A 13,742-nucleotide genomic window follows, 5' to 3' on the forward strand; every position below is an offset into this window, starting at 1 on the left:
GTGTCACTTTTGTCACCTTTTAACAAAAAAAAAGATGATAAACAAAGAGCAAAATAAAAATATAATAAATTATATATCATAACATTAACAACCAAAAAGAAATAAAAAAACAACAAAAAGACTGCTTTTTTGTTATCTTATATATACAATAATAAACTCACTACTATTTTAACCATAATTTATGACAGATTTATTTAATATACGAAGAGATTTTACTTTAAAAACACTAGACGAGAGCGATGTCCTATCCGACCCAATGGATATGTTCGAACAATGGCTTAACGAAGCTATTATAGCGAAAGCACTTGAACCAAATGCGATGAATCTGGCAACAGCAACTCCCGATGGGAAACCATCTTCGCGTATGATACTACTCAAGCAGATTAAACCACAAGGATTCGTTTTTTTTACTAATTATGATAGCAAGAAAGCTTATCAAATTACACTAAACAAGTACTGTGCCTTAACTTTTGTTTGGAATGAATTGGAAAGACAAGTAAGAATAGAAGGTATTGTTGAAAAAACCTCAGATGCAGAATCAGACTCTTACTTCGAAGTCCGTCCGGCAAAGAGCAAGTTGGGAGCTTGGGCATCACCCCAAAGCCGTGCAATACCCGACAGAAAATACTTGGAAGGACTTATAAATGAATATGAATCTAAGTTTAAAGACAAAAATATAGTCCGTCCTCAAAACTGGGGAGGATATATTGTTAAACCTTATCTTATCGAATTCTGGCAAGGACGTAGCAACAGACTGCACGACAGAATACAATATGTGCTTGAAGATGGAGTTTGGGAAGTTGAGCGTCTCGCGCCATAAGTTAAAATAGATATACTACAATATCTATGCATTAAGCTCCGAGAAGAAAAAATATTTTATCAGATATTATAGAAGGTTTGATTATTAATTTCTATTTTTACGCTGATACTATAATCATTATGCCTAAAAGTGAAAAGATATTATAATATTTGTTCGTTTCAATAATTATTTTTAGTATTGTATTCGTTAACACCAATATAGAGAATGCCAGTAAGATAAAATAACACTCCTCATTATTTTACATAAACTTATATTTATTCCGGCTCAGGTATCCGGAAAAGGACAACGAATAAAATAAATAATTACATATACTTTAATTTACTATAATTATGGAAACAACAGTAAAACTTTATTCCTTAACTTACAAAGAGATTAAAACATATTTGTTTGCATTGTTATTCGTTGTCGGAAACATTGCACTTCCTCAGATATGCCATTTGATACCTGGTGGAGGCTTAACCTGGCTTCCTATCTACTTTTTCACGCTGATAGCAGCGTACAAATACGGCCTACGGGTTGGTTTGTTAACTGCAATATTATCTCCGCTTATCAATAGTGTTTTATTTGGAATGCCTCCGGTGGCTTTACTCCCTGCCATACTAATCAAGTCTACCTTATTAGCAGGAGCTGCGGCTTATGCAGCACATCGACTCGAAAAAATTTCTCTATTAGGAATAATTGCCGCTGTTTTGACATATCAGATAGCAGGTACATTGATAGAATGGGCTATCGTAAAAGATTTCTTTACAGCAGTACAAGATTTCCGTATTGGTATTCCGGGAATGATAATACAAATATTCGGGGGGTACGCTTTATTGAAAGCTATCGCTAAAATATAAGATACAAAATGTCTGATAACAAGTCTTTTTCGGAAGTATTAGAACGCTTCCGCGACATTGCTTTTCATGAAAGCTTCGATATGATTGTCGCTATCGCTAATGGAGGCATAATACCTGCTGCTATTCTCAATCAAAGACTAAATATCGATATCCATCTGTTAAAAATAAACCTACGCGACGCTTACCAAAAGCCCAAATATGAAAGTCCGCAATTGATGGCTCCCATCGGCTTCGACTTCAAAGGCAAATCTATATTGCTGGTAGAAGATAGAGTGAAGACGGGCGCATCTCTAGCGTTGGCATGTAAGTTGCTCGAAGGTGCCAGACTAGTTAAAACATTCGCGGTAAACGGAAAAGCTGATTATGCCCTATATGATGAAGATTGCTTCAAGTTTCCGTGGCTATTATAAAAATGAATGAAGAAAACAATTAGTGCCATTGCTTCTGTTTTATTATTTGCCCAGCTTACTTATGCCATAGACAACAATCCGATTTCAATCCCTAAAGATTCTATCCAATTAGGAGATGTTATCGTCACCGGGACACGTCCGGCTGTAAATATCAATAATCTCCCGATGAGTGTAAGCATAGTGGGAAGTAAACAAATCGAGAGTCGGTTTGAACAATCATTACTGCCTATTATTACAGAGGAAGTACCGGGCTTGTTCGTTACTTCACGAAGCATTATGGGCTACGGTGTTGCAGCAGGATCTGCCGGAGGTATGACAATACGTGGTATAGGCGGAAGCCCTACCACACAAATGCTGATGTTAATAGACGGACACCCACAATATATGGGATTGATGGGACATCCTCTAGCCGATTCGTATCAGTCATTAATGGCAGAACGAGTAGAAGTTGTGCGTGGACCAGCCTCCGTTTTGTACGGATCGAATGCAATGGGTGGTGTCATCAACATTATAACTAAGAAGCAACTGCAAGATGGGGTGAAGACAAAGGTTAGAGCCATGTATGGCTCATACAACACACTCAGTACAGAGGCGAACAATGCTATCCGTTCGGGTAAGTTCAGCAGCTACGTATCTTTAAGCTACAACCGTTCGGACGGACAGCGAGAAAACATGGATTTTGAGCAATATAGCGGATATGCAAAAGTCGGTTATGATTTCACTACTAACTGGAAAACATTTATAGATCTTGATTTGACTAATTTCAAAGCATCAAACCCCGGAGCAGTGAATAGTCCTGTCATCGATAATGATGCCGATATTACCCGTGGAGTAACATCATTCTCTCTTGAAAACAACTACGAGAGAACATCAGGAGCTCTTAAACTCTATTACAACTTCGGCTCGCACAAGATCAATGACGGGTATCCGCCTACAGAAGAAGCCAAAGATTATAGATTCAGGTCGAACGATAAGATGGTAGGTATTACCCTCTACCAAAACTACAGCTTCTTTAAAGGAAACCAAACAACCGCAGGGTTCGATTTTCAGCATTTCGGAGGGCATGCATGGAACAGATTTCTGGATAACAGAGAAGATGCAGACATAGCCAAGAAAAGCATAAATGAGGTTGCAGGATATATAAACTTCCAGCAAACACTGGCTTCTAAAGTAGTACTGAATGCCGGGATAAGAGTAGATCATCATGCTATAACCGGGACAGAATATATTCCACAAGCCGGAGTGAGTTACATAGCTACAGAGAATACCATAATAAAAGGAATCGTAAGCAAGGGTTTCCGCAATCCTACTATACGCGAAATGTACATGTTCCCTCCTCAGAATCCCGACTTAAAAGCCGAGCGATTGATGAATTACGAAATATCAGCATCTCAAAAGTTACTTAACAGAGCATTAAATTTTGATCTGAGCTTGTATAATATAGATGGGAGTAATAGCATACAGACTGTGATGGTAAACAACAAGCCATTGAATGTAAATACAGGAAAGATAAAAAATTATGGGCTGGAATTTGCAACCCAATATAGAATAGCCCCACATGTAAATCTGTCTGCAAACTACAGCTTCTTGCATATGAAATATAAAGTTCTGGCATCTCCCGAACACAAGTTATATGCAGGGGTAAACTATTCGTATAACAAATGGATGTTATCTACAGGTATTCAGTTTATAGATGGGCTATATACCGTGCTTGAGAACAAAAAGACAAATACAGAAGCAAAGAAAGAAACATTTACTCTATGGAATATCAGAGCAGCTTACAAGCCTATAAGTATGCTGGAAATATTTGCAAGAGGAGAAAACCTTCTGGCTCAGAAATATGAAATAAATGCAGGATACCCCATGCCTAGAGCAACAGTGTTTGGTGGTGTCAATTTAAGATTTTAAAATAAGGTTTTATTAAATAAAGATTAACTATGGACAGACGAAATTTTCTAAGAGCAATAGCCATCACCGGTGCTGCAGCAACAATAAAGACAAGCGCAGGTATGGACGTACTGGCCCAAACGCTTGAAAACACTCAGACAGGTAAGCCGGTGGATATGGTAGCCGTAATGGGCGGAGAGCCTGACGCTATGTTTAAACGTGCCATCTCAGAACTGGGAGGTATGGGTAAATTTATAAAGAAAGGATATAAAGTTGTAGTTAAACCTAACATTGGATGGGACAAAGCTCCCGAGCTTGCCGGAAATACAAACCCTAAGCTGGTCAGCGAGATTGTTAAACAGTGCTTTGCTGCCGGAGCTAAGGAAGTTACGGTATTTGATCACACCTGTGACGACTGGCTCAAATGCTACAAGAATAGCGGTATAGAAGCTGCTGCAAAGGCCGCCGGCGCAAAGGTTGTACCTGCTCATGAGGAGTCATACTACAAAAGTGTGTCGTTGCCTAACGGTGTTACCCTGAAAAGCACAAAGATACATCAAGCCATTCTGGACTGTGATGCATGGATCAACACGCCTGTACTCAAACATCATGGTGGAGCGAATCTCACTATCTCGATGAAAAACTATATGGGCATTGTATGGGATAGAAGAATATTTCATGCAAGCGGACTGCAACAATGCATTGCTGACGTGTGTACATATTCTAAAAAACCGGTATTGAATGTAGTGGATGCATACCGTATCGTGAAAACCAACGGGCCTCAGGGAAGATCGGCATCCGATGTGGTAACGACAAAGGGATTGTTCGTATCACAAGATATTGTTGCAGTAGATACTGCCACTACTAAATTCTTTGGTCAGGTACGAGAGATGCCACTCGACCATGTAGGTCACTTGGCTAACGGACAAAAGCTAAAACTGGGAACAATGGATATTGAAAAACTGAACATCAAGAGAATAAAAATATAATTAAACTATAACTATCATCAAATGCTTAAGTACTTGCGAGTAGGGATATCTATTGTGATATTCACTCTCATAACATTCTATTTTCTGGACTTTGCAGCCTTACTACCTGAAAGTTTTCACGGGTTAGCCCAGATACAACTAGTTCCCGCAATACTGGGAGGTAGTTTGCTTATTCTTCTTTTTTTAGCTATCCTAACCTTACTTTTCGGGCGCATCTACTGCTCGTCTATATGCCCAATGGGAATTTATCAGGACATCGTAAGCTGGTTTTCTAAACGACGCTTATTCTCAAAGAAAAAGAAACGCTACAATTACAGTAAAGCAAAAAACATTCTTCGCTGGAGTGTTCTCGCTGCGACAATTATTACCTTCTTCGCCGGATTCCCTATCCTACTTGGATTAATCGATCCTTACAGTGCATGGGGAAGAATTATCTCGAATGCATTCCGCCTGGTTTATATGGGTGGCAACAATGTTTTAGAATCTATTTTTACAAGCTTTGGTAATTATACTTTCTACAAAGTGGAAATAGTCATGCTTAGCCTATTTTCTTTTGTTGTGGCGTTGATTACATTCTTTACTATCGGCTTTTTTGCTTGGAGATATGGAAGAACATATTGTAACACCATCTGTCCTGTAGGCACAGTATTGGGTTTCTTAAGCAAGTTTTCCTTATTTAAAATCAGGATAGACGAGAGCTTGTGCAATAGCTGTGGTTCATGTGCTACGAAATGTAAGGCTTCGTGTATCGACAGCAAAAATCACACTGTAGACTATACTCGTTGTGTAGATTGTTTCAATTGTTTAAGCAGTTGCTCAAAGAATGCACTTGCGTTCTCTCCATCCTTCAAGAAAAAACGTGGGACAACAGAGGAAGCAAATAGTAAAACAGATAAAAATAAAAGACAATTCCTTTTTGCCGGACTCACCACAGCGATAGCAGTTCCTGCTGCGTATGCCCAAAACAAAGCTGCCGAGTTGATCGGTAATGATAAGTACATCCGTAAGAATGCGATTTGTCCTCCGGGTGCGGTAAGTGCAGAACATTTACTAGAGCACTGTACGGCATGTCATCTTTGCATCAGCCGATGCCCGTCAAAGGTTATCAAGCCTGCCTTTATGGAATATGGATTAGGAGGTATGATGCAACCTATGATGAACTACGACAAAGGTTTTTGCAACTACAATTGTACTGTTTGCTCTGATGTTTGTCCAAGTCAAGCTCTAAAATCACTTACGATGGAAGAAAAACACATGACTCAAATTGGTCGTGTTACTTTTCACGAAGATATATGTATAGTCCATACCGAAGGGACAAATTGCGGAGCCTGTGCAGAACACTGCCCTACTCAAGCCGTAACGATGATCCCATACGAAGGTCACGAAGGTTTGACCATCCCATTCATCACCCCTGACATCTGTGTTGGTTGTGGCGGCTGCGAATATATTTGTCCTGTTCGCCCATACAGAGCAATATACGTGGAAGGAAACAAGGAGCACAAACAGCGTAAAGCTTTCAAAGAAGAAAAGAAAGAAGATGTTGTCATTGATGGCTTTGGTTTCTGATTCCAATTCGAAAAGATTGGAAAACATTTTCAACCTCAATAATAATCAACAAAAGCATTGAAAGCACAGAACTGATTCTGTGCTTTTTATGTTCTAATGCAATCGTTTGCAAATCATTTTCATAAAAAAACAATCCTCTAAAGCCATAGTATCATACTTTAATATGTAGTTTTGTTTAGCAGATATACTCTTTTGCATAAAAAGACCATTAATCTATAACCATAAAAACTGCAACATGAAAATAAAGTTACATATCGACTATCATACTGTCTGGGGACAAAATATCTATGTCTGCGGATCTTGCCCCGAGTTAGGCAACTGGGACGAGAAGAAGGCTCTGAAAATGACATGTATCTCTTCAAGTGAATGGATTGTTGACTTCGAAACAAATGATACATCTATAGAATATCGCTATACTGTAAAAGAAAATGAAATAGTTACCGCACAAGAGTGGGGAGATCCTCATACGTTATTGTTGGAGGCAAGCAAGACTTTCGATGTATTGGATTCATGGCGTGGAGTTCCATCTCAGAGATATCTTTATACTTCAGGTTTTTCGGAAAGCTTTTTCCATCATGATAATGCTTTAAAATTGAAGTATTACAAAAAAACTATTCTACTGAAGGTAAATTGCCCGTATATAAAGAAAAATCAAACAATGATTCTTTCGGGTTCGTCAAAAGCTTTAGGCGAATGGAATATTGAAAAGGCCATATACCTTACTCCTGCTAATTTTGGAGAATGGCAAGTAGCAATCAATGCATCTTCAATAAAAACTCCCCAGGAGTATAAATTAGCTATATACGATAATTCAGAGAAAAAGATAATTCATTGGGAAAAGGGCTCAAACAGAGTGCTCTCTCCCATCACCGAAAAGGAAGATACAGTAAGAGTAGAGGCACTTGACTATCGTCACGAATGGATGAGTTGGAAAGCTGCCGGAGTATCTATCCCTGTATTCTCGCTACGGTCAAACGATAGCTTTGGGATAGGTGAATTTTCCGATCTCAAAAAAATGATTGATTGGTCTACCCTTACAGGGCAGAAAATCATACAAATATTACCGATCAACGATACTACAATCACGCACACGTGGATCGATTCGTACCCATATAATGCGATATCAATTTATGCCCTCCACCCTATCTATTTAGGCTTAAAGAGCTATCCTCTTAAGGATGAGAAATTATATAAGAAATACGAAAGTGAAGCTAAAGAGCTAAATGCATTAAAAGAAATAGACTATGATAAGGTTCTAGCCCTTAAGTCGTCATATATAAAAGATTTATTTAAAGAGATCGGAACATCAACCCTCAAAAGTAAAGACTATCTCACTTTCTATAAGCAAAATGAAGAATGGCTGTTCCCTTATGCTTGTTTTTCATACTTCCGTGACGTGTACAAAACGGCAAATTTCTCTTTATGGAAAACCCAAAACTCTTTTGATAAAAAGAAATTAACTGCATTTATAAAATCAAATAAAGAAGCAAAAGAAAGCGTAGAGATGCTTTGCTTTACTCAATATCTGCTACATATACAATTGAAGGAAGTAAAAGAGTATGCTCATCAACATGAAGTTGTATTAAAAGGAGATATACCTATCGGTATAAGCCGCAACAGTGTTGAAGCATGGGTAGAACCTCACCTTTTCAATCTGGACGTACAAACGGGTGCGCCACCTGATGATTTCTCGTTTTTCGGTCAAAACTGGGGATTCCCTACATACAATTGGGATGAAATGGCGAAAGACGGCTACCAATGGTGGGTAAAGCGCTTCCGCAAAATGGCCGATTATTTCGACGCATATCGGATTGACCATATATTAGGTTTTTTCCGCATCTGGGAGATACCTCTATCATCGGTACAAGGTCTCTTAGGGTATTTTAGCCCTGCGATACCGATGACTGTGGAAGAAATACAGTCGTGGGGTATGTGGTTTGATGAGTATAGAATGACCAGTCCTTATATTCACGAACATTTTCTGAATGATGTATTTGGAGAATATACTCAAGACGTTATTGATAGATATCTAACTCCAATTGCTTGGCAAACTTTCAAATTGAAAGACTCTTGCAATACACAAGTGAAGATTAAAGCTTTATTTGAGAATAAAACTGATAATAAAAGCAATGTTATACGAAACGGACTGTACAGTTTATGCAACGAAGTTTTGTTTATTAAAGATAAACGTGAACCTTGTAAATATCATCCTCGTATTACTGCACAGTACACCCATTCGTATGCCGATCTGGACAACAATGCCAAACTCGCGTTCAACAGGCTTTATGACGAATTCTTCTATCGCCGCCACTCTCAATTCTGGAGAGAGCAAGCCATGAGCAAATTGCCTAGCCTTATAGCTTCTACACGCATGCTTGTATGTGGAGAAGACCTTGGGATGGTTCCAGAGTCTGTTCCGTCTGTAATGAACGAATTGCAAATACTCAGTCTGGAGATAGAGCGTATGCCTAAAGTAAAAGACATGGCTTTCAACTATCTGGGCAACTTGCCATATATGAGTGTTTGTACTACATCTACTCATGACATGGCTCCGATAAGAGCATGGTGGAACGAAAACAGAGAAACAACACAGAAGTATTACAATCAAATATTATGGAAAAACGGAGCAGCTCCGCAAGACTGTAATTCTGAGCTATGCTCGCAGATTGTAACCAATCACTTAAACTCTCCTTCAATGCTCGCTATACTCCCACTTCAAGACTGGCTCTCTATAGATGATAAGCTGAAAAGAGAGAACCCGGAAGAAGAACGTATAAATATTCCGGCGATAGCACAACATTATTGGAGATATCGCATGCACCTCAGTCTGGAGGAATTATTAGATGCCGAAGAATATAATGCACATGTAAAAGAGATGGTAAAATCATCCGGAAGAGAATAAACCTATATATATAAATATACCGATGAAAAGAAACTGTTTAATTTTATTACTTCTTGTTTTTGTAAGTCAATCAATTCTAGCAATTGATATAAAGACTGTAGATCCGGCTTTCTGGTGGGCGGGAATGAAAAACCCCGAACTGCAAGTGCTGATTCACGGAAATAATATATCTAAATGTGATGTAAGTATTACTTCCAAAACGGCCAGAATAAAAGAAACTGTAAAGCTTGAAAATCCTAACTATCTTATTTTATATTTAGATCTTTCGAATGCCCAACCTGAGAAATTTGATATTATCTTACAGCAAGGTAAAGAAAAAAAAGTTATTCCTTATGAGATTAAACAACGTAAAGCAGGCTCTTCCGAAAGAGTTGGATTTAACTCCTGTGATGTTTTATATCTCATTATGCCGGATCGATTTGCGAACGGAGACCCTACAAATGATGTGATTCCGGGGATGCGTGAAACCAAAGTAGATAGAAATCAACAATATGCCCGCCATGGAGGAGACTTCAAAGGGGTAGCTGATAATTTGGATTATATACATGATTTAGGCGTGACAGCTATCTGGTTCAATCCGGTACTGGAAAACGATATGCCCGAAGGTTCTTATCATGGATATGCCTCTACCGACTACTACAAAGTAGACCGTCGTTTTGGTTCGAACCAAGAATTTGTTGATCTTGTAGACAAGACTCATGCGAAGGGAATGAAAGTAGTTATGGATATGATATTCAACCACTGTGGAAGTGAACATTACCTATTCACTGATAAGCCGTCCAGAGACTGGTTTAATTATCCAAACAAATACGTTCAAACATCTTATAAGACTACAACGCAACATGACCCTTATGCTTCAGCGGCAGATAAAAAACTGGCAATTGACGGATGGTTTGTTGAATCTATGCCGGACTTCAATCAACGTAACGAACATGTAGCAAAGTATCTAATTCAAAACAGTATTTGGTGGATAGAATATAGTGGTATCGATGGCATTCGTCAGGATACCCACCCTTATGCCGACTACGATATGATGTCTCGCTGGTGTAAAGAAGTTACTGAAGAATATCCTGATTTCAATATTGTAGGCGAAACTTGGTTAAACAACAACGTAGCTATTGCTTTCTGGCAAAAAGACAGCAAACTGGCTGCACCAAGAAACTCTAACCTTCGCAGTGTAATGGACTTTCCTCTATTGTCTGTGATGGAAAAAGCCTTTGACGAAGAAACAACATGGGATTTGGGGCTATCTCGCATATACGAATATTTAGGGCAGGATATCGTTTACGAAAACACCCGAGACCTATTAATATTCCTTGACAATCATGATACATCACGCTTTTTCAAGAATGAAAAACAAACATCAAATCTAAACAGATATAAACAAGCTATTGCTTTTCTGCTAACGACTCGTGGCATACCTGAAATATATTACGGTACAGAAATATTAATGGCGGCAGACAAAAGTGAAGGTGATGGATATCTTCGTCGCGACTTCCCCGGTGGATGGCAAGGTGATGCGGTGAATATGTTTAAGGCGAATGAAAGAACGGCTCAACAAAACGAGGCCTTCGATTACATGAAGAAGATATTAAACTGGCGCAAGGGGAATGAAACAATAGCAAAAGGGACTCTAAAGCATTTTGCACCAACCAATGGCGTTTACGTTTATGAGCGTAAGTATAATGGAAAATCGGTAGTTGTTATATTAAGTGGCTCGGATAGTGAAAAGACAATTAATTTGGCTACTTACAAAGAAATACTACCTAAAAGTCAGGCTAAAGATATTATCACTGAAAATATTATAAACTTGGATGGTGAGACGTTAACAATTAGACCAAGAAGTGTTTTTATATTAGAATTTTGATTACTTTTATAGAAAGTATCATCAAAATTCTAGTGCATGAAAAAAGGGCCTCTTACTATTAAAGATATTGCAAAGGATCTCAATATATCGCCCTCGACAGTATCGAGGGCGTTGAAAGATAATCCGGACATTAGCCCTGAAACACGGAGAATAGTACAGGATTATGCAAAAAAACATAAGTATAAGCCAAATGCGTTGGCTTTAAGTCTCAGAACTCAACACAACAATATTATTGGAGTTATTGTACCTGAACTTGCTAATCACTTTTTTTCGGGAGTCCTTTCGGGAATGGAAACAGTTGCTGAAGAAAAAGATTACCATGTAATTGTTTGCCAATCGCTTGAAGACTATAAAAAAGAAGCCAGGAATGTGCAAACACTAATAAAGGCACGAGTATGTGGGATTTTAATCTCTCAGTCGAAGACAACAACAAAATACGATCATTTTCAGGAACTCATAGACAATGATATTCCCGTCATCTTCTTCGATAGGATATGTACCGGAATCGATTCAGATAAAGTAGTAGTGGACGATTATAATGGAACACTTACTGCTGTAGATTATATGATAAAAACAGGCTGTAAGCGTATAGCCTTCTTTTCAGCACCTTCACATCTTGAGATTTCAAAAAACAGGAAAAATGGCTATTTAGACGCTCTGAGAAAACATCAGATACCTGTTGATGAACAACTGATACGTACCGCAGACACAAAACAGCTCGGGTATGAAAGAGCAATGGAGATTTTGCAAGAACCCAATCATCCTGATGCTTTTATGGCAATGAATGATTATACGGCTTCAGGAATATTACTTGCTTGTAAAAAGTTAGGATTCAAGGTTCCTGAAGAAATCTCTATCTGTGGATTTTCGAATTCTAATATATCTCAAGATACCGACCCAATGTTAACAACTATGGATCAGCATCCTATAGAGGTCGGGATGGAAGCGATGAAACTAATTTTAGAGAAAATAGAAAACCCTGAGAATACCTCAAGGAAAAACAAAATAATAAAAACTTCATTAATTGTCAGGCAGACAACACGTAACTTGTCTGATGGCTAATAACAATAGGTTTATTTAGATAATCGGACAAACCATGAAACAAAAACCAAGTCTAACATTTTGGCAAATCTGGAACCTCAGTTTCGGATTCTTAGGAATACAAATCGGATATTCTTTACAAAGTTCTCAAACAAGTCGTATCTTATCAGCTTTAGGTGCTGACCCTCATCATCTTCCATTATTCTGGCTGGCTGCCCCTATTGCCGGGCTCATTGTACAACCAATCATCGGGATGTCGAGTGACCGTACATGGACACGTCTAGGACGTCGTATTCCATTTATTTTGGGAGGAGCTATAGTTTCGGCCGTTGCCATGTTCTTTATGCCAAATTCCGAGTTTGTAGCAGCTATTATGCCTCCTGTATTTTTTGGAGCATTCATGCTGTTATTTATGGATTGTGCCTTTAATGTTTCTATGCAGCCATTCCGCTCTTTGGTTGGCGATATGGTGAATGACAAACAACGAAATCTAGGATATTCAACTCAAAGCTTCCTTACAAACATTGGAGCTGTAGTTGGATCATTCCTACCATTTATACTTACTTGGATAGGTATTCAGAATATTCCCGGTGTGGGGGAAAAGGTTGCACCATCTGTTATCTGGTCTTTTTATATAGGAGGTTCAGCACTTTTACTGACAGTGTTATGGACAAGTATTCGTGTCAAAGAATATGCCCCGAAAGAGTATGAAGAATATAATAATATAACAGAAGAAGAAAAACAAAAGAAATCTTTTATAGATGTACTCAAAGCCACACCAAAAACAATGTTACAACTGGCTATAGTACAGTTTTTCTCATGGTTTGCACTCTTCATTATGTGGGTGTATGCAATCGGCGGAATTGCAGAGAATGTGTGGCATACAACAGACCCTCTCTCTGCGGCATATAACGAAGCCGGAAACTGGAACGGAGTATTGAGTGGTGTATATGGTATCTTTGCAGCTATCTTTGCTATTTTCATGGCTAAAATCGCTGATAAGCTCGGTCGCAAAAAAGTATATTCCTTTTCATTACTGCTTGGTGCTTTAGGGCTGATGTCTATGTATGTGTTTGAAGACAAATACCTATTACTTGTTTCTATGGTAGGTGTCGGTATTGCTTGGGCAAGTATACTGGCTATGCCTTACGCTATACTATCAGCCGTGTTACCGGCTAGCAAAATGGGGCTATACATGGGAATCTTTAATGCAACGATTACCATACCTCAGATCGTAGCGGGGCTGACAGGCGGGCTTATATTAAAGCATGTAGTTGGTGGCAGCTCTATAATGATGTTGGTGGTTGCAGGGATAGCCATGCTTTTGGCTGCTATATCGGTATCTTTTGTCGAAGACTCACATAAAGAACTTAAACTTGAATCTGCTAAATAATTAGAAAATATAATTATCTGAAAGAATA

The 13,742-nt window shown here is 38.6% G+C and carries 10 protein-coding genes; all 10 read left to right on the forward strand.

What is annotated here, in order from left to right:
* Positions 1 to 181 precede the first annotated feature (181 nt).
* Positions 182 to 820 (forward strand): pyridoxamine 5'-phosphate oxidase, encoded by a 639-nt coding sequence (gene pdxH / locus LDB17_RS13520; protein ID WP_252637729.1) that lies wholly within the window; start codon positions 182 to 184, stop codon positions 818 to 820.
* A 329-nt stretch (positions 821 to 1,149) separates the two neighbouring features.
* Positions 1,150 to 1,659: an ECF transporter S component gene (locus LDB17_RS13525; protein ID WP_252637728.1), complete on the forward strand. Its 510-nt coding sequence runs from the start codon at positions 1,150 to 1,152 to the stop codon at positions 1,657 to 1,659.
* An 8-nt stretch (positions 1,660 to 1,667) separates the two neighbouring features.
* Positions 1,668 to 2,069, forward strand: coding sequence for a phosphoribosyltransferase (locus LDB17_RS13530; RefSeq protein WP_252637727.1), 402 nt, complete (start codon positions 1,668 to 1,670; stop codon positions 2,067 to 2,069).
* Between the two features lie 6 nt (positions 2,070 to 2,075).
* Complete coding sequence (locus tag LDB17_RS13535) at positions 2,076 to 3,977, forward strand: TonB-dependent receptor (protein ID WP_252637726.1); 1,902 nt, start codon at positions 2,076 to 2,078, stop codon at positions 3,975 to 3,977.
* Between the two features lie 29 nt (positions 3,978 to 4,006).
* Positions 4,007 to 4,945, forward strand: a complete 939-nt coding sequence (locus LDB17_RS13540) for a DUF362 domain-containing protein (protein ID WP_393925080.1) — start codon at positions 4,007 to 4,009, stop codon at positions 4,943 to 4,945.
* A gap of 21 nt (positions 4,946 to 4,966) precedes the next feature.
* Positions 4,967 to 6,511, forward strand: a complete 1,545-nt coding sequence (locus tag LDB17_RS13545; protein WP_252637724.1) for a 4Fe-4S binding protein — start codon at positions 4,967 to 4,969, stop codon at positions 6,509 to 6,511.
* A gap of 235 nt (positions 6,512 to 6,746) precedes the next feature.
* Positions 6,747 to 9,413 carry a 4-alpha-glucanotransferase gene (locus tag LDB17_RS13550; RefSeq protein WP_252637723.1) on the forward strand — a complete coding sequence of 889 codons (2,667 nt, stop codon included), beginning with the start codon at positions 6,747 to 6,749 and terminating at the stop codon, positions 9,411 to 9,413.
* Between the two features lie 22 nt (positions 9,414 to 9,435).
* Positions 9,436 to 11,280 carry a glycoside hydrolase family 13 protein gene (locus LDB17_RS13555; RefSeq protein ID WP_252637722.1) on the forward strand — a complete coding sequence of 615 codons (1,845 nt, stop codon included), beginning with the start codon at positions 9,436 to 9,438 and terminating at the stop codon, positions 11,278 to 11,280.
* A gap of 36 nt (positions 11,281 to 11,316) precedes the next feature.
* Positions 11,317 to 12,342 (forward strand): LacI family DNA-binding transcriptional regulator, encoded by a 1,026-nt coding sequence (locus LDB17_RS13560; RefSeq protein ID WP_252637721.1) that lies wholly within the window; start codon positions 11,317 to 11,319, stop codon positions 12,340 to 12,342.
* A 34-nt stretch (positions 12,343 to 12,376) separates the two neighbouring features.
* Complete coding sequence (locus LDB17_RS13565) at positions 12,377 to 13,714, forward strand: SLC45 family MFS transporter (RefSeq protein WP_393925081.1); 1,338 nt, start codon at positions 12,377 to 12,379, stop codon at positions 13,712 to 13,714.
* Positions 13,715 to 13,742 lie beyond the last annotated feature (28 nt).

Origin of the sequence: Dysgonomonas sp. Shenzhen-Wh21 (assembly GCF_043392705.1) — a bacterium.
GTDB lineage: Bacteria > Bacteroidota > Bacteroidia > Bacteroidales > Dysgonomonadaceae > Dysgonomonas.